We start from the raw sequence: 22,602 nt of genomic DNA on the forward strand, positions 1-22,602 counted from the left end.
AAAACGTGCCTCGTCCTCCCTTTTCTCTGGAGACAAACATGGCACAGAATATCTACGACAATCCCGACTTCTTCGCTGGCTACAGCCAGCTTCCCCGACAGGTGGAAGGGCTGGACGGTGCGCCGGAATGGCCAGCTATCCGGGCCTTATTACCTGAATTGACCGGTCGGCGCCTGGCCGACTTGGGTTGCGGCTTCGGATGGGCCACACGCTGGTTCCGCGACCAGGGGGCGTCCTCGGTTCTCGGCCTCGATCTGTCACAGAATATGATCGAACGTGCGAGAACCGACACGGAGGATGCCGGGATCGAATACCGGATTGCCGATCTGGAAACTCTTGAACTGCCTGAGGCGGCCTTCGATCTGGTCTACAGCGCGCTGACCTTCCATTATGTGCGGGATTTCGAGCGACTGATCCGCATGATTCACGCGGCGCTGGCACCCGGTGGAGATCTGGTTTTCACCATCGAGCATCCGATCTTCATGGCAGCGGCCCATCCGCGTTGGACGCTGGACGAAGACGGACGGAAGACTTGGCCGGTCAATGGCTATTCTATTGAGGGCGAACGCCGCACTGACTGGTTCGCCAAAGGTGTGCTGAAGCACCATCGAACCTTGGCAACCACGATCAACACGCTGATCGGCGCGGGGTTCGAGTTGCACTGGATGGAAGAGTTTGCGCCCATGCCAGAACAGATCGCGGAGATACCGGAACTGTCTGAAGAACTGGAGCGGCCGATGATGTTGCTGGTTTCGGCGCAGAAGCGCTGACTCCCTCCGTCGCCCAGCCTTCTAATCTGGGCGACGGGCTATCGAATGACTTGAAGGGGCTTCAAGCGGACTTCTCTGAACTTTCAATATAGCGAAAATATATGCCCACCCTCCGCGAAACCATCCTCACCGCGCTGCACGCGCGGCTCTCGGCGCTGCCCGCCACCGCTCTGCGTGGCGAGGTTTTGCCCGAGCGCATCCCTGCTGCGGGCGTGCTGATCCTGCGCGATGGAGAGCCGGGCGAACCCGAGGTGACGCTGTCGCCGCTAGCCTACCACTTCCAGCACCGGGCAGAGATAGAGTCGGTTGTGCAGGGCACCGACCGTGACGCCGCCTTCGACACGCTGACCGCCAGCATTGGCGCGGCGCTCGCCGCCGACCGCACGCTGGGCGGGCTCTGCGCTTGGGTCGAAGCGGAAGCGCCGCGGCCGGTCGATCTGCCGGTCGAGGGCGCGGCGAGCCTAAAGGCGGCCGTCATCCCGGTCGTCCTGCACTATTCAACGGCCGATCCGCTGGCCTGATCCCGACAACCCGAGGAGAACACAATGGCACGAGCCCAAGGGGCGCGGGCGCAGATGGCGCTTGCGTTCGAGACGACCTATGGAACCCCCCCGGTGGGCGGTTTCACCAAGATGCCCTTCGCCAGCACCTCGCTGGGGGCGGAGCAACCGCTGCTGAACTCGGAACTGCTGGGCTACGGTCGCGATCCACTGGCGCCGATCAAGGACGCAGTGACGGCGGATGGCGACGTCGTCGTGCCGCTCGACGCGGAAGCCTTCGGGTTCTGGCTGAAGGCGGCGTTCGATGATCCGACCACGACAGGTTCCAGCCCCTGGACACATGAGTTTCAGTCCGGTGCCTGGACGCTGCCCAGCATGTCCATCGAGACCGGCATGCCCGAGGTGCCGCGATTTGCGATGTATTCCGGCTGTGTGGTCGACCAGATCAACTGGCAGATGCAGAGATCTGGCCTACTGACCGCAACGGCGCGGCTGGTGGCGCAGGGCGAGACGGTCGGCACGACCACCAGCGCCGGGACACCCGCAGCGCTCCAATTGCAGCGCTTCGGTCATTTCAACGGGGCGATCACCCGCAATGGCTCGGCCCTCGGTAATGTCGTCTCGGCCGATATCACCTACGCCAACAATCTCGACCGGATCGAAACCATCCGCTCGGACGGCCGCATCGACGGCGCTGACCCGTCCATTGCGGCTCTGACCGGCTCCATTGAAGTCCGGTTCGCCGATCAGACGCTGGTAACACAGGCGATCAACGGTGATCCCTGCGAGCTGGAGTTTGCCTATGTGCTGCCCTCGGGTGAGAGCTTCACCTTCACCGTGCACGCCGTTTACCTGCCGCGCCCACGGATCGAGATTTCCGGCCCGCAGGGCGTCCAGGCCACCTTCGACTGGCAGGCCGCGCGTGACAGCGTGGTCGGTCGGATGTGCACCGCAACCCTGATCAATGACATTGAGGTATACTGATGCTCACGCTCGATCTGACGAACCAGCCGCGCTGGCATGACCTTGCGCCCGGCGTGCGGGTGCAGCTGCGCCCCCTGACCACCGCGCTGATGGTGGCAACCCGTAGCGATGCGGCCGTCGAGGCGGTCCCCGAGGACGCGTCCGACGAAGAACGCGCCGTCGCCTTCGCCAAGGCACTGGCCCGGCGGGCGGTGCTCACCTGGGAGGGCATCGGCGATGCGGACGACAATCCCATCGACCCCAGCCCCGAGGCCATCGACGCGCTGCTCGACATCTGGCCGATCTTCGAGGCTTTCCAGCTGACCTACGTGTCGAAAGGTCTGCTCTTGGAACAGGAAAAAAACGTCTCCGCGTCCTCGCCGAGTGGTCCTTCGGCGGGGGCGCGCGCTACTGTCAAGCGTGCGAAGCGACCTGCGAAGACTGCCCTGCGCGGCTGAACCCGCCACTCACGCATGACGGTTGGCAGGTCTGGGACCTCGTCGGACGCCTCGGCGGTCAGCTGCGCGTGCTGCCGGGCGCGGTGATCGGCTGGGATCTGAACGCGGCGCTCGCGCTTGGTGACGCGCTGGGCATCCCGCCTCCGGCCATGGCCGAACTGCTGCCCGTCATCGAGGCGGTGATGGTGGCAAAACTTAACGAACAGATGGAGCAATCCCATGGCGGAAAAACGGGTTAGCGTCCGCCTTGCAGCGGTCGGCGGAAGACAGGTGCGTGCCGAGCTGGAAGGTGTCGGCGAGGCCGGTTCGCGCGGTTTCGGGCGTCTCAGCCGGGAGATGGAAGCAGCGAATGCCCGGATGGCGGCTTTCTCACGCCGGGTTAAAGTCGCTGCGGCCGCCGCCGTGGCCGCCGCCGCTGCTGCTGGCGTTGCGATGGTGCGATCCGGGCTGCAGACCGTCGATGCGCAGGCCAAGCTGGCGCAATCGCTCGGCACCACCGTCGCCTCGATCCAGACCCTCGAGAGGGCGGGTGAACTCGCGGGCGCCTCCATCTCGGGCATCGAGCAGGCGACAAAGGACCTGACACGCCGCCTCAGCCAGGCGGCTGCGGGGAGCGGTCCGGCCGCTGATGCGCTGGACCGGCTCGGGCTCTCGGCCACTGAGCTGATCGCCCTGCCGCTCGACCAGCGTGTCGGCGCGATCAATGCTGCCATCGAAAGCTTCGTGCCCGCCGCTGAGCGCGCGGCGGTCGCGGGCCAGCTTTTCGGCGAGGAAGGCTCCATCGCCATGTCGCGTATCGACACGGCCACGCTGCGCCAGGCGACAGAGGATGTTCTGGCTTTCGGTGTCGTCGTCTCAGAGCAGGACGCCGACCAGATCGAACGCACCAATGACGCGATTTCCCGCCTCGGGTTGATCTGGCGCGGGCTATCGAACCAGCTGGCCGTCGCTGCCGCGCCTGCGCTGGAAGCCGTTGCTGACGCCATGGCGGCAATCGCGAGCCGCACCGGGCCGCTCGGGATCGCCATTCGGGGCCTGTTCGACAACATCGGCCGCCTCACCACCTACGCTGCGACCTTTGCGGGGTTTCTCGCAGGACGCTGGGTCGCCGCGATGGCCGCCGCCGCGCTCTCGGTGCGCGGGCTCGCCACGGCACTGGTCGTCGTGCGCGGAGCACTGATCCGCACCGGCATCGGCGCGCTGATCGTCGGCGCGGGTGAGTTGGTCTATCAGTTCACCAAACTGGTGTCCGGGGCCGGTGGCTTTGGCGCCGCCATGGGGCTGATGGGCGATGTCGCCAAGGCTGTCTGGGACGGCGTCACCGCCACTGCAGGATCGTTCGCCGATGATTTTCGGGCAATGGGCGCGGATATTGAGCGCATCTGGACCCGGTTGATGGCGTTCCTGTCGACCAAATGGGCAGAGTTTCTCGGGAAGATCGGCCCGACCTTCAATGCCGTGGCCGAGGAGATCGGTGTCGACAGCCGGATCGACTGGTTTGGCGCCATGTCCTATGCCTCGATGCTGGAACACGCCGCCAACAACGCCGGGCACAGGGCTGACCGTTACCGCGAGCGCGCCGCTGCAACCCGCGCCGGGGCGTTTGACGGGGTCGGCCCGGCTTTGCAGGCACTGGGCGACGCCATGTCGAGCGGAGACGATACCGGCAGTGATGCGCTGGATGAAGCCACCGCAGCGGCGGAGCGGTTCGAGGCGACGCTTGGAGATGCCGGGCGGGCGGCGACGGATGCCGGTGCGGCGGCTGGGGCTGCCGCTGCTGCGGCCGCACCGGAAACCGAAGCCGCCGTTTCGGGCTGGCAGGCGGTCACGACCGCGCTGTCGGACTATGCCAGCAAAGCGCGCGATATTGGCGGGGACATTGGCCAGAGCCTCGTCAGCGCGTTCCAGTCGGCCGAGAACGCCGTGGGCGAGTTCGTGAAGACCGGAAAGCTGAAGTTTGGCGATCTGGTGACCTCGCTGATTGCCGATCTGGCGAAGCTCGGGGCGCGCAAGTTCATCCTCGGGCCGATCGCCAACGCGCTCTCCGGCGCACTCGGCGGCGTTGGTGGGGCTGGCGGAATTTTCGCAAACATCCTGCATGCGGGCGGCATCGTCGGATCCGGCGGTTCATCGCGGATGGTGCCTGCGATGGCGTTTGCGGCCGCACCCCGGATGCATTCCGGCGGCATTGCCGGTCTGCGGCATGACGAGGTCCCCGCGATCCTGCAACGTGGCGAGCGGGTGCTGTCACGCCGCGAGGCGCAGTCCTACGGCACTGGCGGCAACGTGAACGTTACCATCATGGCTCGCGATGCCGAGAGCTTCCGGCAATCCCGCACGCAAGTCGCGGCCGACATCGCCCGCGCGGTCTCGCTGGGCAGAAGAGGCATGTGATGGCGTTTCATGAGGTCCGGTTTCCCGACGATATCAGCCGGGGCGCACGCGGCGGCCCCGAACGGCGCACGCAAATCGTCGAATTGGCGTCCGGTGACGAGGAGCGCAACGCCAGTTGGGCCAATTCGCGCCGCCGCTACGATGTGGCTTACGGCATCCGCCGCGCTGATGATCTGGCGGCGGTCGTGGCATTTTTCGAGGCGCGGAACGGCCGCCTGCATGGCTTTCGGTTCAAGGACTGGGGCGATCACAAGTCCTGCCTGCCTTCGGGCACACCATCGCCGACCGATCAGGCCATTGGCACAGGCGATGGCGCGATCACGGCGTACCAGCTGGTGAAGCGCTACACCTCCGGCGCACAATCCTGGACGCGGACCATCGCCAAACCGGTGGCGGGCAGCGTGCGCGTGGCCTTCGCGGGGGTGGAGCAGCCCTCCGGCTGGTCGGTCGATACGACCACTGGCCTCGTCACCTTTAGCTCCGCGCCGGGCGCTGGCGTCGCGATCACGGCGGGCTTCGAATTCGACGTGCCGGTCCGCTTTGATAGCGACGCCCTCGATGTGACGCACGACATTGAGCGACTTGGCTCGATCACCTCAATCCCACTTCTGGAACTCCGCCGATGAAAAACATCACCCCTGACCTGCAGGCCCATCTCGACGAGGGCACGACGACGCTGTCCTGGTGCTGGCGGATTGCGCGCGCAGACGGCGTGAGATTCGGCTTCACCGATCATGACGTGACGCTGAGCTTCGATGGCACCAGCTTTGAGCCGGAGAGCGGGCTGACGGCCTCCGAGGTGCGCTCCGGCTCCGATCTCTCGGTCGATGCGCAGGACGCAGAAGGTGTGCTGACCTCGGACCGGATTTCAGAAAGCGACATTGTCGATGGCCGCTGGGACAATGCAAAAGTCGAGGTTTGGCGCGTGAACTGGGCCGACACGGCCCAGCGCGTGCTCATGCGCCGGGGTGCCATCGGTCAGATCCGGCGCGGGCGGTTGGCCTTCGTGGCCGAAGTGCGCTCGCTGGCTCATGTCCTCGGCCAGACGGTGGGACGAACGTTTCAGGCGACCTGCGATGCGGCACTTGGGGATGCGCGCTGCGGGGTCGATCTCGAGGATCCGGCTTTCAAGGGTAATGGCACCATCATCGATCTCCTGCGCGACCGCGCCTTCACCGCCTCAGGGCTCGGTGGTTTCTCCTCCGGCTGGTTCACCTTCGGCACGGTCGAATGGACAACCGGCACAAATGCCGGGCGACTGGCTGAAATCATCGCGCATGACGTTCCGGACGGCATCGCGGTGCTGACGCTGCTGGAAGCGCCCGTACGCGCCATCACCGAGGCTGATACGTTCACCATCCGCGCGGGCTGCGACAAGCGCATCGAGACCTGCGCCGCGAAGTTTGCAAATACCGTCAACTTTCGCGGCTTCCCACACATCCCCGGCCAGGATGCGGTGCTACGATACGCCACAAAGGATGGCGGGCATGAAGGGACGGTGCTGTGATGCAACCTCTCGCATCAGCCGACCCCGCGCGCGTTATTGCCGTCGCACGCTCCTGGCTCGGCACGCCGTATCACGATCAGGCCAGCCTTCGCGGCGTTGGCTGCGACTGCCTCGGGCTGGCGCGCGGGGTCTGGCGTGAAACCGTAGGCTCAGAGCCGTTCCCGATTCCACCTTATAGCCGGGATTGGGGTGAGACCGGACCGCGCGAGGTTCTGGCCGATGGTGCGCGACGGATGATGTTCGAGGTCGCAGCTTCTAAGGCTGCCCCCGGTGCGCTGGTCCTGTTTCGCATGAAGCCGCGCGCCATCGCCAAGCATGTCGGGATTCTCATGGGTCCGGGCAGCTTCCTCCACGCATATGAGCGGCTCGGTGTGATCGAGGAACCACTCACCCTATCCTGGCGACGGCGCATCGCCTTCGCTTTCCTGTTTCCCCAGCGCTGAGATTTCGACATGGCCACACTCGTTCTTGGGGCCGCTGGGGCCGCCATTGGCGGCAGCATCGGCGGAGGGATTCTTGGCGTCAGCGCCGTCACGATCGGTGGCTACATCGGCTCCACCATCGGGTCGGTGGTTGACAATTGGATCGTCTCGTCGCTCGCGCCGACGCAACGGATCGAAGGGGCGCGGCTGGACAATCTGCGCATCACCTCGGCCACCGAAGGAGCCGTGATTCCGCGCCTCTATGGCCGCATGCGGATCGGCGGCAATATCATCTGGGCCACGGATTTCCGAGAAGAGACCAAGACCACCACGCAAGGCGGGGGCAAGGGCGGCGGGGGTGGCGGCAAGGTCAAGACGACCGAGTATCTCTATTTTGCCAGCTTCGCGGTCGCGCTCTGCGAGGGGCCGATCACCGGCATCGGCCGCGTCTGGGCCGACGGCAAGCCGATGGATCTGTCCGGTGTGACCTGGCGCTGGTATCCCGGCATTGAGGCGCAATCGCCTGATCCGTTCATCGCTGCAAAGATGGGCGCTGGCAACGCGCCAGCCTATCGCGGCACCGCCTATGTCGTCTTCGAAGATCTGGCGCTTGGCAATTTCGGAAACCGTCTGCCGCAGCTTTCCTTCGAGGTGTTCCGTCCTCTGGCCGATCCCGACACCACCGAAGGTCTGACCCGCGCGATCACCATGATCCCGGCCTCCGGCGAGTTCGCCTATGCCACGGGCGCAATCCGCAAGGGCGGCAGCGGAGCAACGCAGGCCGAGAACCTGAATGCCCGGGCCGATGTGCCAGACATGGTGGTGGCGCTGGACCGGCTGCAGGCGTCCGCGCCGAAGGTTGAGAGCGTCAGCCTCGTGGTATCCTGGTTCGGCGATGATCTGCGTGCCGGGCATTGTCAGGTCCGGCCCAAGGTCGAACTGGCCGCCAAAAACACCACGCCAGCCGCATGGTCGGTAAATGGCGTGATCCGCTCTGCCGCGCATCTGGTCAGTCGCGACGATCAGAACCGGGCGAATTTCGGTGGTACCCCGGCGGATTTCACCGTGGTCCAGGCCATTCGCGAGATGAAAGACCGAAGCCTGCGCGTCACCTTCTATCCGTTCCTGATGATGGATGTGCCGCACGGCAATACCCTGCCGAACCCATATTCCGACTACGCGGCCGGGACGGGCCAGCCTGCTTTCCCCTGGCGCGGGCGGATCACCTGTTCGCCTGCGGCGGGCTATGCAGGCACTGCAGACAAGACCGCCACGGCCGCAACGCAGGTCGCGGCGCTTTTTGGCAGCGCCAGCCCGTCAGACTTTGCCGTTTCCGGCGAGACCGTTAGGTGGACCGGACCGCCTAGTGACTGGGGCCTGCGCCGCATGGTACTGCACTATGCCCATTTATGCGCTGTCGCGGGCGGGGTCGATGCCTTCCTGATCGGCTCAGAGATGCGTGGGCTCACGACGATCCGTTCCGGCGCGGCGACCTATCCCGCGGTGCAGGCATTGCGCGCCCTGGCGGTGGATGTGCGGGCGATCCTCGGCACAAGTACCAAGATTGGCTACGCCGCCGACTGGTCGGAATATTTCGGGCATCAGCCGGGCGACGGCAGCGGTGATGTGTATTTCCACCTCGATCCACTCTGGGCCGATCCGGAGATCGATTTCATCGGCATCGACAATTACATGCCGCTCTCGGATTGGCGCGACGGGTTCGGTCATGCAGATGCGGCCGAAGGCTGGCCCGCGATTTATGACCGGTCCTACCTGCAGGCAAATATCGCAGGTGGCGAAGGGTTTGAGTGGTTCTACGGTTCCGAGACTGATCGCGCGGCACAGGTCCGCACGCCGATCACCGATGGGTCCGCGAGCAAGCCGTGGGTTTTTCGCACCAAGGATCTGCGCGCTTGGTGGTCGAACGCACATTACAACCGCCCGGGTGGGGTGGAGAGCGGTAGCCCGACGGCATGGGTGCCACAGTCGAAGCCGATCTGGTTCACCGAGCTTGGATGCCCCGCCATTGACCGCGGCACGAACCAGCCAAACGTGTTCTTCGACCCGAAGTCGTCGGAGAGTGTCACGCCGCATTTCTCGCGGGGCTGGCGGGATGACGCGATTCAGCGCGCCTATTTTGAGGCCTCCTACCTGTACTGGGGCACTTCGGCCAATAATCCAACCTCGTCTGTCTATGGCGACCGGATGGTGAATGTGCCGGAATGTGCAGCCTGGACCTGGGACGCGCGGCCTTATCCATTCTTTCCAGAACTCACCGATGTATGGGCCGATGGGCCGAACTGGCGGCTCGGTCACTGGCTGACCGGGCGGCTGGGTGCGGTCTCACTGGCGGCACTTGTACGGCACCTCTGCCTGCGGGCGGGTATGCCGGAAGCCCGGCTCGATGTCAGCGGCCTCTGGGGCGCGGTCGAGGGCTATGCGATCGGCGCGCTCGAAAGCCCTCGCGCTTCGATCACCACGCTGTCGCGCCACTTCGGGTTCGACGCGGTTGAGACCGAGGGCATGATCCGGTTTGTCATGCGCGGGCGCGCGGCCGTGGCCAGCGTGACGCACGACGATCTGGTCGCCCCGAACGCGGGGAGCGGTGGCCGCGAGGGCGATGTGCTGGAACTGACGCGCGGCCAGGAGACAGAATTACCACAGGCCCTGAAATGGCAGGTGGCGCGCGCGGATGAGGATTATGATGCCGCCCTTGTCGAGGCGCGCCGCATCACCGTGGACACCACCCGGATCGCCTCGGAGAGTTTTCCCATGGCGGTGCCGCCAGAGGAGGCCGAGCGCCGCTGTCGCCGCGCACTGATGGAAGCCTGGACCGGGCGTGAAACGGCAGCGTTTCGCTTGCCTCCCTCGCGGCTGGGTCTTGATCCAGCGGATGTCGTGACGCTGCAACACGACGGGCGGCAGATGGAACTGCGGCTCGTTTCCATTGCCGACGCCGAGGCGCGGGGCATAGAGGCGGTGCATCAGGACCGCGCTGCCTACGATATGCCGCCCGGATCGCCACGTCCGTCGTCGCTCTTGAGCCCCGTCGTGTTCGGCGCGCCCGAGGTCGTGTTGATGGACCTGCCGCAACTCACCGAGGATCAGGCCGCCCACAGACCGATGGCCGCAGCGCATGCGGTTCCCTGGCCGGGTGAGATGGCGGTGTTTCGCAGCCCCTCGATGGATGGGTTCGAGCTGCTGACCACTTTTGGCGGCCGGGCAAGAATGGGCGCTCTGGTCTCGGACTTCTATTCCGGTCCCACATCACGGTTTGATCTCGGCAATGAATTGGTGGTCGATCTGCTTTCCGGCACGCTCGAAAGCGTCACCGACCTGACCCTGTTCGGTGGCGCCAATGCGCTGGCCATCGAGAGCGCGCCAGGCGTCTGGGAGATTGTGCAAGCGGGCGCGGCTGAGCTGCTGGCGCGCGGCCGGTATCGGCTGACCCGCCTGCTGCGGGGCCAGCGCGGCACCGAGGACGCGATGGGCAACCCGGCTCCGGTAGGCGCGCGAATTGTGATGCTGGACGCAAGCCTTGCCTCGCTGCCAATCACCGAAGCCGATCTCGGGCTGCCATGGAACTGGCGCATCGGCCCGGCCGCGCACCCCGTCAGCGACGAGACCTTTATCGCCGCAAACTTCACGCCCGAAGGCGCTGGGCTCCGACCGTTCTCGGTTGCCCATGTCGAGCAGCCGTGGCGCAGGCCGCGCGCACCAGGCGATCTCACCATCCACTGGACGCGGCGGTCTCGCGCGCTTTCGGCTGACAGCTGGGGCGCGGTCGAGGTGCCATTGGTGGAAGAAAGCGAGGCTTATGAGGTGGACGTCCTCGACGGCGCTGAGATCAAACGTACGCTGACCACCTCCACGACCAGCGCGGTCTACCCAGCCGCCGAGCAAACGGCGGATTGGGGCGCGCCGCTCGGGCCCGGCGACTCGCTCGACATCCGCATCTGTCAGCTCTCCGCCCTGATCGGGCGGGGCGCGGCCAAGACCGTCACACTAACATTCTGAAAGGACCACCATGTCCGTCACCACGACCAACCTGGCTCTCCCTTACATCATGGCGGCGCAGGCCCAGAAGCATGTCACCCACAACGAGGCGCTCCGGCTTCTTGACGGGCTCGTGCAGCTTTCCGTCCTCGATCGCGATTTGACTGCGCCGCCCGGTTCGCCCGCCGATGGCGACCGGTATATCGTCGCCAGCGGCGGCACCGGCGACTGGGCGGGCTGGGACCTGAACGTGGCGATTTTCACCGATGGTGCCTGGCAGCGCCTGCCGCCCCGCGCAGGCTGGCGGGCATGGGTCGAAGACGAGGGCGTGCTGCTCGTTTACGACGGCTCCGAATGGGTCGGAACCATGCCTGGGTCCCTGCAGAATCTCGCGCTGCTGGGCGTGGGCACCATCGCAGATCCCGCCAACCCGTTCTCGGCCAAGCTGAACGCCGCGCTTTGGACCGCGAAGACCGTGGTCGAAGGCGGCACCGGTGATCTGTTCTATACCATGAACAAGGAGGCTGCGGGCGATGATCTCGGTCTGACACTGCAGAGCGGGTTCGTGACCAAGGCGCTTCTGGGGCTGTTCGGGTCTGACAAGTTCCGGCTCGCGGTTTCGGCCGACGGCAGCACGTTCTTCGACGGGGTGAGAGTCGACAACACGAGCGGCATTGTCGATCAGCCTCAGCTGCCGCGCTTCAAGGCTTACACCAACTACGACAACTATGTCGGCGTCGGGACCTGGACAAAGATCGGCCTCAACACCACCGACTATAACGATCAGGGGGCTTTCGATGCTGGGACCAGCCTCTTCACCGCGCCGGTGGACGGAACCTACCTCTTTGGGGCGACGCTGCTCTACAAGGTCAATTCCAGCAGCTCGGCCCGCATGCGCGGGCGGCTGGTGCTGAACGGCAGCACCGAAATCCGGGGCTCCTTCGGCGAGAGTTCCGCCACCCATGTCTCGCTGGCCACCGCAATCTGGCTGCAAACCATGGTGCCGCTCGTCGCGGGCGACACCGTGGAGTTGCAGGGCTATTTCCGGGCGCAGGATGGGTATTTCGCGGCCGAGCACACGTCCTTCTGGGGCTGCAAGATCGGCTGAGCGGCGCGAGAGGATTGCTCATCTAAGGAAATCACCATGACAGAACGGAACTCCCTCGCGCAAGAAGTCGCAGCGGCCTTGCGCGACCACGGCATCACCGCAGCCATCACGGCGCTGATCGGCGGGACCATCGCCCTGCTGGCCGCCGTCTCGCGCAGGGCGTTTACCAATGACGCGATGCTATCCCGGCTGGACCGCGAGCTTCTGGCCGAGCGCGACCGCGTCGACCGCCAGCGCGCTGAGGACCGAAAGGGCGACGCCGACCGGCTGGAGCGGATCGAGACCGACATCCGCGCCATGCGGAACCTGATGTTCGAGGCGTTTCAGCGCGACCGCAGTGACTGACCGACGACCACACCGACAAACCTGCCACCGACCCGCCCCAGAGGCGGGGTGAGCCGTGCTCTGCCTGACAGGCAGACGGGAAGGTCCAGTGGACCTTTCCGAGCGACGAACGCACCGAGCCTCCGCGAGGGGCCGGAAAAGCATTTCTGGAGACCCAATATGCCAACCACGACCTATGCCCATTTCCGCGACGTGCCTGAGAGCGCCTGGCGCTGGCCGAGCTTTTCGCCCGCCGAGATCGCTTGCCGCGGCACCGGTGCGATCAAGATCAACACCGAGGCGATGGACACCCTGCAGACCTTGCGCAACCGCTTCGGAAAGCCGCTGATCGTGCGCTCGGCCTACCGTAGCCCGGCTCACAACCGCGCCGTGGGCGGAGCACCTGCTTCCAAGCACATGCTCGGGACAGCGTTTGATATCGCCATGTCGAACCATGATCCGGCAACATTCGCCGAGGCCGCTCGTGCTGTGGGGTTTCTGGGCTTCGGCACCTATCCCCGCTCGGGCTTCATGCACATCGACCTCGGTCCCGCGCGGTCCTGGGGCGAACCGTTCCTCGCACGCCCCACGCCCTTCGTGGCGGAGGCGTCGCCCGCGCGTGAGGTATTGGCCGACAGCCGCACCCTGAAGGGCGGCGGCGCGGCGGGGGTGGCGACCGTCGGCGCAGCAGGGGTCGAGGTGGCACAGGACGTCTTGGCCGAGACCCAATCCGCCATCCTGCCGCTGGTGCCCTACCTCGACACCTTGCGCTGGGTGTTCATTGCTGTGGCGCTGATTGGCATCGCCGTTGCCATCCACGCGAGAGTCGACGACTGGAAGCGAGGCCAGAGGTGATGGACTTCATCACCGCAATCCTGGCCAGCGGTCCGGCGCGAAAGGCGCTGGGCCTGCTTCTGGCCGCCACCACCATCGCCATGTTCCTGCTGAACCTGCGCCGCGCCGGTGAACGCGCTGGGCGATTGGCGGAACGTTTGCAAACATCGGAGACAACCCATGAGATTCAGCGCCAGATGCTCGAGGCCTCCAGCCGCCGTCCTCGGGATCGCGACGCTTTGGCTCAGCGCCTGCGCGACAGGGAGTTCTGACATGCGCGCGCCATGTCCGCCCGTGGTGCCCTACAGTGCCGCCGACCAATTGCGCGCTGCAGCCGAGGTGGCCGCCCTGCCGGAGGGAGCGGTCGTCGTGCGGATGCTCAGCGATTACGCCGTCCTGCGCGACCAGGCGCGGGCGTGCGGGTGAAGACCGGGCCGGGCAAGTGCCCAGCGGGAAGCGCCTGACGCCTCGACCGCAATGTCACGCCCGGCCGGTTTCACGGATTCACGGTTTCAAAGAACGGCAGCGAGTCGCTGCGCGGACATGATGGCATGCGACCTCGTCCTCTATCGCGCGCCAAAAAGGGCACAATTGTGCACCTCTGGCAGATCGACGGTGGTGCTTGAGTATCCTGCGATCGAACTTCGCTGCGCCAACACCGAGGTCTGCAGGGCGGACGAAGTCGGGCGCTCATTGTCGCGTCCTTGAGTTCTGCGCTCTAATCTGGCTGGGTGGGCAACCAAACTGGGTGCGACAGGCGCGCGAGAAACTGGACACGGATTCAAATCCGCATTTGATCGCAATCTCGCTCACGCGCATCAAAGAATTGGCCAACATGTTATGGGCAACGTCCAGCCGAATTTTGCGGTAGTATGACGAAGGTGTCTGGTCGTAGGCCACCATGCAACGTCGCCGCAACTGCTTTGCAGACTGACCCAATTCACGACATATCTCCCGTATTGAAATCGGCTGTGACATGTTCTCCATCATAAGGTGGTGCATTCTCATCAGCAGCGGGTCATTGCCAATGAAACTGCGTTGTGGCGTGTCGCTGCTTCTCGGTCGGCCATGGATTATGCTTGTCGATGCCGCTTCGGCGAGGGGTGCGTCCACATCCCGCGCAATCCATGCCAAGATCGCGTCTCCGGTGGCCGTGCCTCCGGCTGCGGTCAGTCGCTGATTGTCGAGGCAGTATATCTGATTTGTAACCGCAATTTCCGGCCATCGCTCGCGGAAAGCGGCTTCCGCCTCGTAATGCAAAACAGCTCGATGGCCATTCAGCAACCCCAGTTCGGCAAGAATCACAGTTCCGGTGTCCACACCGCCGATGACGCATGTTTTTGTTGCTGCACGGGACGAATAGGCACGGACGCGCGCGGTGAGGTGATCCAGTGGCCGATAGCCAGCACAGAACAAGATCAAGTCGGCTTTGGGCGTATCGGTCCACTCAAGGGTATCGGGGGTGATCAAGGCTCCGTTCGATGCGTGAATGGAGGCGTTAGTGGCTGTGCGGGTTTGCCAGGTAAGCCGCGTTTGCCCCAGGCATTTGTTGGCAACGCGCAGGGTTTCCGTTGCGAGCACATAGGCCAGCATTTGGAATTCCGGGAAAAGGACAAAAGACACATGCGGCACAAGGGGAGTTTTCGGCACAATCAAGGGCGTTTCAAGTCAAATCTACCGCGCGCGCGATGCTATTCTGTGCAAGAACACAAGGAGTGCGACCATGAACATTCAGACCCCACAGCCCAATGGGCAGCGACCAGCCAATTGCAGTGACGCCGAGTGGCAAGCGCGCTGCGAGCTTGCGGCGATTTACAACGCTCTTGTGAAGTACCGTTTGACGGATACGACCAACCAATGGCACGCCCTGCGCGTGCCAGGCGAAGAAGCGCTTCTGACGCACCACTATGGCTGGATGCATGAGGAGGTCACGGCTTCAAATCTGATCAAGGTGGGCTTTGATCGCACCAATCATAACCCCGAGAACGGTGCGCCCAATCCATCGGCAACTGAAATCGGGAAGCTTTTCTTCGAAGCCAACCCCGAGATGAATTGCATCATGCATATTCACACAAAGGCGATCATGGGAGTTTCGGCCCAGAAAGAGGGGCTCCAGCCGCTCAGCCAAGCGTACCTCATGATCGGCGGCGGTGACGTGATCGGGTATACTGATTACGAGTTCGAATGCACGGATGACTTTCTGTCAGGGCTTCTTAACGCCGGAATGGGCAAGAAAGCCATCATCGAAGCCTGGCATGGGGCCTTTGTGTTTGGAGCGACGGCGGGCGAAGCCTTCTTCCGATCCTTCTACCTTGATCAGGCCTGTGCTGTGCAGCTTGAAGTGCAAATGTCAGCTGCTGGGGGTGCTACCATCCGCGCCATCCCTGAAAGGGAAATTCAGCGCCACCTGTCCGACATGGCCGTCAGCGACTGGTACGGGTACGAAGGTGAGTTGGAGTGGCTTGCCATTCGGCGCAGGCTGGATGTCGAAGCTCCTCATTATACAATCTAACGGCGGGGCGGCCCAATTGAACAGGGGGCGCTTTGGCGTGCCTTCGTCTCGTTGGTTTGCTGAATGATGGCGAACGCTCAAGCTCTGCGCGGCTAAGGTAAATTTAGGCTCAAAGCGATCCTCGCGAAGGTTTTTGCATCAGCTGCAGAACGCGACTATCAACGCATCGGGAAGGGAGCATGCTGTGATGCGCTGACCGCTATTTACCGAACCACCGGCAGATCGGAAAGCCGCGTGGTATAGCGAGGGCTTCTATGGTCAGAACGCAGCTTCCATGAACGTTTCATCCCCTCACTTGCCAGTACCATCGTCTTCTTCCCGAAGCGCTGATTCACCTGATCGAGCGCGGTCATTAGCGCCTGGGATTTTGGGTTCTGCGCATCGAACAGCGTCAATGGCCGGTCCTCAAGTCGCAGGAGATCGTCCAGCAGAACCCCCGCCTTGGTGAAGCCGAAGGCTCTGCTTTGGTCTTTCGGCCACGCGGCCTGCGCGCATCGCCGCGCCGCATCGACCAGATGAAACGTGTCCGAGGACATCGGCGTTAGGCGGGTCGAGCGGGATCCTGCATATTGCGGCCGATCCATTCGGTGCCGGTTGGTGTGGAAAAATACCGTCAGCGTTCCGGCAACCAGGCCATGTTGCCGCAGCTTTTCAGCCGCGCGGGTCGCATGGGCGGTGAGCGCCTGAAACAGCGTGTCGAAGTCTGTCATTGGCGTTCCGGCCGAGCGGGTGACGGCCATGCCTTTGCGCTGTGGCTCCACCTCATCGAAGGATAGGCATGGCTCCCCCTGCAGTTCCAGCACGGTGCGTTCGAGAACAACCGTGCCGAGGCTGCGGGCTTGCCTGAGAGGCATGTCGCGCAACTCAGCCGCGGTGCGGATGCCGACGCCGTGCAACTTTTTCTCTGTCTGACGCCCGACACCCCAGAGGTCGCCCACCGGCACCTTGGGCAACAACCAGTCAGCCACGGCGTCATCCATCATGTCCAGGACGCCTGCGAAGATCGGGTTCCTCTTGGCAATGTCGTTCGCACATTTCGCCAGTGTCTTCGTTGGCGCGATCCCGACACGGACCGGCACGCCAATGCGCCGCAGCACCGCCGCGCGCATAGCACGGGCGTGGGCCGTGCGGTCCTTAAAGCCGGAAAAGTCGAGAAAGCACTCATCTATCGAGTAGATTTCCACATTCGGTGTGAAGTCTTCATAGACCTCGACCACCCGCCGGGAAATATCCCCGTAGAGCGTATAGTTCGAACTGAACACGCGCACCCCATGCGCCTCAACCTTGTCGCGGATCAGATGCAGCGGCTGTCCCATCCTGATCCCGAGCGCCTTTGCCTCATCACTGCGCGCCACGGCGCAACCATCATTGTTCGACAGGACGATGACCGGCACGTTTTTCAGGGTCGGATCAAAGATTCGCTCGGCGCTCACATAGAAGTTTGCGCTGTCACTGATCGCGATAGGCCGCTTCATGCCAGATCATAGCGGCGCACGACTCCTGCGATCACGCCCCATATCTCGCTGTCTTCCGTCAACCCAATGTCCGGAAAGTGTTCGCGGCTGTTGGCCGGAGCGAGGTAATATCTGCCCTCACGCTTTCGCAGGATCTTCGCCGTCACCGCCCCTTCCACCACGGCCAGGACCGCGCGCCCGACGCGCCGTTTCCCAGCGCGGTCCACCGCAATGATGTCGCCGTCCCGGATGCCCACGTCCCACAGGCAATCGCCTTCGACGCGCCACCAGAAGGTCGAGGCCGGATGCCGCACCACCCAGGCCATCGGGTCGATCTCATCTTCCAGATCATCCCCGGCAGGCGACGGGAACCCGGCACTGACCGGCGTGCTGATAAGGCGCATCGGGGATCCGTTGGCGATGACAGGCTGTTCGACGCGGTGCAGCGGCATGGGAATCCTTACGAGTTCTTCTTTTGTTCTCCATCTGCGATAGAGCCCCCGCGTGTCAAGACCGATCGGATTTCTCGACCGAAATTACAGACCGCCCTTGTCGGATTTCAGGCCTTCGCCGCTTTGATGAATGACCATGGATTCAGCCGGAAATGGCCGTAACAGAGCAAAGGCTGGTTCCGGCCGACCTGTCAGCCACTCCTCGTAGTCTTCCGGATGCAGGATCACAGGCATCCGGTCCGGGTGGGTATCTCGCACCAGCTCATTCGGCGTTGTCGTCACCATCGACGAGGTGACCATCTCGCGGTGCTCACCGCCGTAATTGCCGCTGAATGCGCGCCAGACACCGGCAAAGGCGAAGGGCGGCCGGTTGCCCTCGCCTGTCACGCCAAACCAGACATAGGTGGCCGGGTTGCGACCCTTGGCCTCGCAGAAGCTCGTCGCCGGGATCAGGCACCGGCGTTCGACAAAGCTGGTCTTCCAGAAGGGCGACGTTCGGAGCTTGTCGTCACGGGCGTTGTTCACCGCCTTCGGTTGGATCGGCTTGCCGGTCTTTTTTGAGACCTGGGGCAGCACAAGTCCCCAATGCGTGTTCCAGAGGGCGCGCTGACCATCGTCGGTCAGCGCAACAACAGGGGCGGTCCCCTTCGGGAAGATCGCAGGCAACGGCTCCGCATTGCCGAGCTGATCGTTGCTCGCATCAACTGCGAACAGCTGGCGCATGGCGGCAACCGGCATGGTGTTTGAGTAAAGATTGCACATGGCAAATCGTAACTCGATTATTGGGGGATCGTCACGAGACAACGTGCACCCGCCTTGCTTGAATATCAGCGAGTCGCGTTTCTTTGCACGCGGTGGCCTGTCGCTGCCCGCTTATGCACGCTGGTGCGGTTTTTCTGGTCCGGTGTTGATGTGGCGTTGATGTAGAGCGCACAAGCGAAAGCCCGACTGATTAGGTCGGGCTTTAAGCATTTGATATCGTTTATTAATTTGGTTGCGGGAGTAGGATTTGAACCTACGACCTTCAGGTTATGAGCCTGACGAGCTACCGGGCTGCTCCATCCCGCGCCAATATAGCGCCTCACAGGACAATATTAGGTCAGGTGAGACAGCATCGAAAGAGAGATACATTAACTAAGGATCTTACTAGGTTTGGCGACGACCTACTCTCCCACGTCTTAAGACGCAGTACCATGGGCGCAACGGCACTTAACGGCCGGGTTCGGGATGGGACCGGGTGTTTTGCTCGCGCTATGATCACCAAACCGAGAAAGATCCTCAGTGTTCCAAGTCAAGTTACTGTGTAGTTGGTGTGTATGACTTAAATCCGCAGAAGTCTGACTTCTACTGGATCAAATCAAGCCTATCGAGCAATTAGTACCGGTCAACTGAACGCCTTACAGCGCTTACATCTCCGGCCTATCGACGTGGTGGTCTACCACGGCTCTCAGGGATACCTTGTTTTGAGGGGGGCTTCCCGCTTAGATGCCTTCAGCGGTTATCCTGTCCGTTCATAGCTACCCTGCACTGCTGCTGGCGCAACAACAGGTCCACCAGTGGAACGTTCACCCCGGTCCTCTCGTACTAGGGGCAACTCCTCTCAAGTATCCTACACCCACGGCAGATAGGGACCGAACTGTCTCACGACGTTCTAAACCCAGCTCACGTACCTCTTTAAACGGCGAACAGCCGTACCCTTGGGACCTGCTCCAGCCCCAGGATGAGATGAGCCGACATCGAGGTGCCAAACACTGCCGTCGATATGGACTCTTGGGCAGTATCAGCCTGTTATCCCCGGCGTACCTTTTATCCGTTGAGCGATGGCCCTCCCACTTGGGACCACCGGATCACTATGACCGACTTTCGTCTCTGCTCGACTTGTCAGTCTCGCAGTCAGGCTGGCTTTTGCCATTGCACTCAACGACCGATTTCCGACCGGTCTGAGCCAACCTTCGCGCGCCTCCGTTACGATTTAGGAGGCGACCGCCCCAGTCAAACTACCCGCCACGCAGGGTCCCGGATCCGGATAACGGACCGCGGTTAGACATCAAGAGTGCGAAGAGTGGTATCTCAAAGATGACTCCACAGAATCTGGCGATCCTGCTTCAAAGTCTACCACCTATTCTGCACATCACAATCCTGATGCCAGTGCGAAGCTGTAGTAAAGGTGCACGGGGTCTTTCCGTCTAACCGCGGGAAGCCTGCATCTTGACAGGCAATTCAATTTCGCTGAGTCCACATTTGAGACAGCGGGGAAGTCGTTACGCCATTCGTGCAGGTCGGAACTTACCCGACAAGGAATTTCGCTACCTTAGGACCGTTATAGTTACGGCCGCCGTTTACCTGGGCTTCAATTCAGAGCTCTCACCCCTCCTTTTAACCTTCAGGCACCGGGCAGGCGTCAGACCCTATACGTCGTCTTACGACTTCGCAGAGCCCTGTGTTTTTAGTAAACAGTCGCCACCCCCTGGTTTGTGCCCCCGGCCTCTACTTGCGTAAAAACCGGGCCTCCTTCTCGCGAACTTACGGAGGTATTTTGCCGAGTTCCTTAAATGTGGTTCTCTCAAGCGCCTTGGTATTCTCTACCAGTCCACCTGTGTCGGTTTAGGGTACGATCTAGCGATGGAGCTATTTCCAGGAACCGATTAGCGGCCCACCCAATCCAATAAGGGTGAACAACCTTCACGATCCGTCACTTCCATCTGGCCCAGGAATATTAACCTGGTTCCCATCGACTACGCCTTTCGGCCTCGCCTTAGGGGTCGGCTTACCCTGCTCAGATTAGCTTTAAGCAGGAACCCTTGGACTTTCGGCGACAGTGTCTCTCACACTGTTTGTCGCTACTCATGTCATCATTCTCACTAGTGATCTCTCCACGGGATCGCTCACGCGCCCGCTTCATCGAAAGCTCCGCGTCTCCAAAACAGCCATAACTCCGAAGAGTCTGGGCCTGCTGAAGAGACATGGAACTATGTCACACTACGCTCTGCTACCATGCCTTACGGCATCCTAAGCTTCGGCTCATGGCTTGAGCCCCGTTACATCTTCGCCGCAGGACAACTTATTTAGACCAGTGAGCTGTTACGCTATCTTTAAAGGATGGCTGCTTCTAAGCCAACCTCCTGGTTGTTTTGGTCGTCCCACCTGCTTTCCCACTTAGCCATGAATTAGGGGCCTTAGCTGTAGGTTAGGGTTGTTTCCCTCTCGACTACGGACGTTAGCATTCGCAGTCTGTCTGCCATCTAGTACTCCTCGGTATTCGGAGTTTGGTTAGGATCAGTAAGCCGGTGAGGCCCCATTACCCATCCAGTGCTCTACCCCCGAGGGTATTCGGATGACGCTCTACCTAAATAGATTTCGCAGAGAACCAGCTATCTCCGAGTTTGATTGGCCTTTCACCCCTAGGCACAACTCATCCCGACCTTTTTCAACAGGTGTGGGTTCGGCCCTCCAGTTAGTGTTACCTAACCTTCAGCCTGGTCATGCCTAGATCACTCGGTTTCGGGTCTGATCCATCTAACTCATTCGCCCTATTAAGACTCGCTTTCGCTGCGCCTACACCTAACGGCTTAAGCTTGCTAGATAGACCAAGTCGATGACCCATTATACAAAAGGTACGCCGTCACAAGACTGGACACTGATGACAATCATTTCATCGGTATTGAGACGCGGAAATGAACAGTCTCGACCCCGGGGTTGTTGCTGTAGATGCCGGCGTTCGATCTATGATCGGCGCCGAGACCTATGCGAACACCTTCGCGGTTTTGATAGCCCAGCTCGATACCGGAACGAAATTCAATGGGTCCACCCAGCGCCACATCGCCACCTCGGGCATAGAGCCCAGGCATTGCGTGGAATTGTGCGTACCACCGATCATTCGGCGTCGAGTATGTCGTCGTGTTGCCCATTCCCACCCACAGGCCACCCTCGTCGGTGACAGAAACACCGTAGGTGAATTGGAAAGGTCCGCGTGCGATGCCTGTTTGTTTTCTGATGAAGATTTCCTCACCAACGTGTTTCTCTTGAAACACCAGGTCACCGACGGATAGTCCAAGATATGGCGTGCGCTCATTCTTGGCCAAGCAGCCTTCGTTCGGGCAATGATTTATGCCCATGTTGATCAGCCCCAAAACGAGGCCGACAACAGCGAAGGTGCCATCCGTAACAACGGCTAGATCCGACATTTTGTTTTCCTTGTCGCTATAATTTGCACACTTAATGGTGCAGATTGTCATTAGAGTCCAGTCAAGCTCCGACTGATTGTAGGCGTTCGGTTTCAGGTACTGTTTCACTCCCCTCGTCGGGGTGCTTTTCACCTTTCCCTCACGGTACTGGTTCACTATCGGTCAGTAAGGAGTACTTAGCCTTCGAAGGTGGTCCTCCGATCTTCAGACAGAATTTCACGTGTTCCGCCCTACTTAATACGTCCAATCATGCTTCATATACGGGGCTATCACCCTCTATGGCCGTGCTTCCCAACACGTTTTATTCGCACTCATGGCTCGGCTGGTCCCCGTTCGCTCGCCGCTACTAGGGGAGTATCATATTGATTTCCTTTCCTCCGGGTACTTAGATGTTTCAGTTCCCCGGGTTTGCTCTTATAAACCTATGTATTCAGTCTATAAGTACCTGTTTCAGCCCGCTATAAATTGCCCGAAAGCAATTATAACAAACTGTCAGGTGGGTTGCCCCATTCGGAAATTCATGGATCAAAGCTTATTCTCAGCTCCCCATGACTTATCGCAGAGTATCACGTCCTTCATCGCCTCTTACTGCCAAGGCATTCACCAAACGCCCTTTTCGCGCTTGATTTGATCCAGAAAAAGACAGACTTGCGTCTGACACGGCCTCCCCAGCTGGTAACTAAAGGGGGCCTTTATTCTGGAACAAAAGTCATACTTTGTTTCC

General features: G+C 61.8%; 19 protein-coding genes, 1 tRNA gene and 2 rRNA genes. 15 read left to right on the forward strand and 7 right to left on the reverse strand.

Annotated elements, in window-relative coordinates:
* Window positions 1–38: 38 nt before the first annotated feature.
* From U3654_RS16220 to U3654_RS16285, 14 genes are all read left to right on the forward strand, one after another.
* Window positions 39–770, forward strand: a complete 732-nt coding sequence (locus U3654_RS16220; protein WP_324752573.1) for a class I SAM-dependent methyltransferase — start codon at window positions 39–41, stop codon at window positions 768–770.
* A 101-nt stretch (window positions 771–871) separates the two neighbouring features.
* A complete protein-coding gene (locus U3654_RS16225) occupies window positions 872–1,291 on the forward strand; it encodes an acyl-CoA transferase (RefSeq protein WP_324752574.1) in 420 nt (139 codons plus the stop codon).
* A gap of 24 nt (window positions 1,292–1,315) precedes the next feature.
* Window positions 1,316–2,254, forward strand: a complete 939-nt coding sequence (locus tag U3654_RS16230; RefSeq protein ID WP_324752575.1) for a phage tail tube protein — start codon at window positions 1,316–1,318, stop codon at window positions 2,252–2,254.
* Window positions 2,254–2,691 (forward strand): hypothetical protein, encoded by a 438-nt coding sequence (locus tag U3654_RS16235; RefSeq protein ID WP_324752576.1) that lies wholly within the window; start codon window positions 2,254–2,256, stop codon window positions 2,689–2,691. The genes U3654_RS16230 and U3654_RS16235 overlap by 1 nt, the downstream gene beginning before the upstream one ends.
* 68 nt (window positions 2,692–2,759) lie before the next feature.
* Entirely contained in the window at window positions 2,760–2,930 is a 171-nt protein-coding gene (locus tag U3654_RS16240) for a DUF7697 family protein (RefSeq protein WP_324752577.1), read from the forward strand.
* A complete protein-coding gene (locus U3654_RS16245; RefSeq protein WP_324752578.1) occupies window positions 2,911–5,085 on the forward strand; it encodes a phage tail tape measure C-terminal domain-containing protein in 2,175 nt (724 codons plus the stop codon). Before U3654_RS16240 ends, U3654_RS16245 begins: the two co-directional genes overlap by 20 nt.
* Complete coding sequence (locus U3654_RS16250) at window positions 5,085–5,711, forward strand: DUF2460 domain-containing protein (protein ID WP_324752579.1); 627 nt, start codon at window positions 5,085–5,087, stop codon at window positions 5,709–5,711. The genes U3654_RS16245 and U3654_RS16250 overlap by 1 nt, the downstream gene beginning before the upstream one ends.
* Window positions 5,708–6,592 (forward strand): DUF2163 domain-containing protein, encoded by an 885-nt coding sequence (locus tag U3654_RS16255; protein WP_324752580.1) that lies wholly within the window; start codon window positions 5,708–5,710, stop codon window positions 6,590–6,592. Before U3654_RS16250 ends, U3654_RS16255 begins: the two co-directional genes overlap by 4 nt.
* Window positions 6,592–7,035: an NlpC/P60 family protein gene (locus U3654_RS16260; RefSeq protein ID WP_324752581.1), complete on the forward strand. Its 444-nt coding sequence runs from the start codon at window positions 6,592–6,594 to the stop codon at window positions 7,033–7,035. Before U3654_RS16255 ends, U3654_RS16260 begins: the two co-directional genes overlap by 1 nt.
* A 9-nt stretch (window positions 7,036–7,044) precedes the next feature.
* Window positions 7,045–11,031, forward strand: a complete 3,987-nt coding sequence (locus U3654_RS16265; RefSeq protein WP_324752582.1) for a baseplate multidomain protein megatron — start codon at window positions 7,045–7,047, stop codon at window positions 11,029–11,031.
* A gap of 10 nt (window positions 11,032–11,041) precedes the next feature.
* On the forward strand, window positions 11,042–12,118 hold the full coding sequence (locus U3654_RS16270) for a DUF2793 domain-containing protein (RefSeq protein WP_324752583.1): 1,077 nt from the start codon (window positions 11,042–11,044) through the stop codon (window positions 12,116–12,118).
* A 36-nt stretch (window positions 12,119–12,154) separates the two neighbouring features.
* Window positions 12,155–12,463, forward strand: a complete 309-nt coding sequence (locus U3654_RS16275) for a hypothetical protein (protein WP_324752584.1) — start codon at window positions 12,155–12,157, stop codon at window positions 12,461–12,463.
* Between the two features lie 159 nt (window positions 12,464–12,622).
* Window positions 12,623–13,297 (forward strand): YcbK family protein, encoded by a 675-nt coding sequence (locus U3654_RS16280; RefSeq protein WP_324752585.1) that lies wholly within the window; start codon window positions 12,623–12,625, stop codon window positions 13,295–13,297.
* Window positions 13,297–13,548, forward strand: a complete 252-nt coding sequence (locus tag U3654_RS16285; RefSeq protein ID WP_324752586.1) for a hypothetical protein — start codon at window positions 13,297–13,299, stop codon at window positions 13,546–13,548. The genes U3654_RS16280 and U3654_RS16285 overlap by 1 nt, the downstream gene beginning before the upstream one ends.
* A 418-nt stretch (window positions 13,549–13,966) precedes the next feature.
* Here U3654_RS16285 and U3654_RS16290 read toward each other — a convergent pair whose 3' ends face one another.
* On the reverse strand, window positions 13,967–14,869 hold the full coding sequence (locus U3654_RS16290) for a GlxA family transcriptional regulator (protein WP_324752587.1): 903 nt from the start codon (window positions 14,867–14,869) through the stop codon (window positions 13,967–13,969).
* Between the two features lie 130 nt (window positions 14,870–14,999).
* Between U3654_RS16290 and U3654_RS16295 the strand changes: the two genes are divergently transcribed.
* Window positions 15,000–15,788, forward strand: coding sequence for a class II aldolase/adducin family protein (locus U3654_RS16295; protein WP_255007545.1), 789 nt, complete (start codon window positions 15,000–15,002; stop codon window positions 15,786–15,788).
* Window positions 15,789–15,991: 203 nt separating this feature from the next.
* Here the strand turns inward: U3654_RS16295 and U3654_RS16300 are convergent, their stop codons facing one another.
* From U3654_RS16300 to U3654_RS16325, 6 genes are all read right to left on the reverse strand, one after another.
* On the reverse strand, window positions 15,992–17,263 hold the full coding sequence (locus U3654_RS16300) for a Y-family DNA polymerase (protein WP_324752588.1): 1,272 nt from the start codon (window positions 17,261–17,263) through the stop codon (window positions 15,992–15,994).
* Window positions 17,260–17,694 carry a LexA family protein gene (locus tag U3654_RS16305; RefSeq protein ID WP_324752589.1) on the reverse strand — a complete coding sequence of 145 codons (435 nt, stop codon included), beginning with the start codon at window positions 17,692–17,694 and terminating at the stop codon, window positions 17,260–17,262. The genes U3654_RS16300 and U3654_RS16305 overlap by 4 nt, the downstream gene beginning before the upstream one ends.
* Window positions 17,695–17,778: 84 nt before the next feature.
* Window positions 17,779–18,456: an SOS response-associated peptidase gene (locus U3654_RS16310; protein ID WP_324752590.1), complete on the reverse strand. Its 678-nt coding sequence runs from the start codon at window positions 18,454–18,456 to the stop codon at window positions 17,779–17,781.
* 229 nt (window positions 18,457–18,685) lie between these two features.
* Window positions 18,686–18,762: transfer RNA gene (locus tag U3654_RS16315), tRNA-Met, on the reverse strand.
* 82 nt (window positions 18,763–18,844) lie between these two features.
* A 5S ribosomal RNA gene (gene rrf / locus U3654_RS16320) occupies window positions 18,845–18,959 on the reverse strand.
* 88 nt (window positions 18,960–19,047) lie between these two features.
* A 23S ribosomal RNA gene (locus tag U3654_RS16325) occupies window positions 19,048–22,506 on the reverse strand.
* Window positions 22,507–22,602: the final 96 nt, after the last annotated feature.

Origin of the sequence: Roseovarius sp. Pro17 (assembly GCF_035599575.1) — a bacterium.
Lineage (GTDB): Bacteria > Pseudomonadota > Alphaproteobacteria > Rhodobacterales > Rhodobacteraceae > Roseovarius.

What these genes read in the sequence shown, in the direction of transcription:
- U3654_RS16255 (WP_324752580.1), top strand. Translation starts at nt 5,708, where the DNA reads ATGAAAAACATCACCCCTGACCTGCAGGCCCATCTCGACGAGGGCACG.
- U3654_RS16275 (WP_324752584.1), top strand. Translation starts at nt 12,155, where the DNA reads ATGACAGAACGGAACTCCCTCGCGCAAGAAGTCGCAGCGGCCTTGCGC.
- U3654_RS16235 (WP_324752576.1), top strand. Translation starts at nt 2,254, where the DNA reads ATGCTCACGCTCGATCTGACGAACCAGCCGCGCTGGCATGACCTTGCG.
- U3654_RS16295 (WP_255007545.1), top strand. Translation starts at nt 15,000, where the DNA reads ATGAACATTCAGACCCCACAGCCCAATGGGCAGCGACCAGCCAATTGC.
- U3654_RS16270 (WP_324752583.1), top strand. Translation starts at nt 11,042, where the DNA reads ATGTCCGTCACCACGACCAACCTGGCTCTCCCTTACATCATGGCGGCG.
- U3654_RS16245 (WP_324752578.1), top strand. Translation starts at nt 2,911, where the DNA reads ATGGCGGAAAAACGGGTTAGCGTCCGCCTTGCAGCGGTCGGCGGAAGA.
- U3654_RS16285 (WP_324752586.1), top strand. Translation starts at nt 13,297, where the DNA reads ATGGACTTCATCACCGCAATCCTGGCCAGCGGTCCGGCGCGAAAGGCG.
- U3654_RS16280 (WP_324752585.1), top strand. Translation starts at nt 12,623, where the DNA reads ATGCCAACCACGACCTATGCCCATTTCCGCGACGTGCCTGAGAGCGCC.
- U3654_RS16230 (WP_324752575.1), top strand. Translation starts at nt 1,316, where the DNA reads ATGGCACGAGCCCAAGGGGCGCGGGCGCAGATGGCGCTTGCGTTCGAG.
- U3654_RS16305 (WP_324752589.1), bottom strand. Translation starts at nt 17,694, where the DNA reads ATGCCGCTGCACCGCGTCGAACAGCCTGTCATCGCCAACGGATCCCCG.
- U3654_RS16265 (WP_324752582.1), top strand. Translation starts at nt 7,045, where the DNA reads ATGGCCACACTCGTTCTTGGGGCCGCTGGGGCCGCCATTGGCGGCAGC.
- U3654_RS16225 (WP_324752574.1), top strand. Translation starts at nt 872, where the DNA reads ATGCCCACCCTCCGCGAAACCATCCTCACCGCGCTGCACGCGCGGCTC.
- U3654_RS16310 (WP_324752590.1), bottom strand. Translation starts at nt 18,456, where the DNA reads ATGTGCAATCTTTACTCAAACACCATGCCGGTTGCCGCCATGCGCCAG.
- U3654_RS16220 (WP_324752573.1), top strand. Translation starts at nt 39, where the DNA reads ATGGCACAGAATATCTACGACAATCCCGACTTCTTCGCTGGCTACAGC.
- U3654_RS16290 (WP_324752587.1), bottom strand. Translation starts at nt 14,869, where the DNA reads ATGCTGGCCTATGTGCTCGCAACGGAAACCCTGCGCGTTGCCAACAAA.
- U3654_RS16300 (WP_324752588.1), bottom strand. Translation starts at nt 17,263, where the DNA reads ATGAAGCGGCCTATCGCGATCAGTGACAGCGCAAACTTCTATGTGAGC.
- U3654_RS16260 (WP_324752581.1), top strand. Translation starts at nt 6,592, where the DNA reads ATGCAACCTCTCGCATCAGCCGACCCCGCGCGCGTTATTGCCGTCGCA.
- U3654_RS16250 (WP_324752579.1), top strand. Translation starts at nt 5,085, where the DNA reads ATGGCGTTTCATGAGGTCCGGTTTCCCGACGATATCAGCCGGGGCGCA.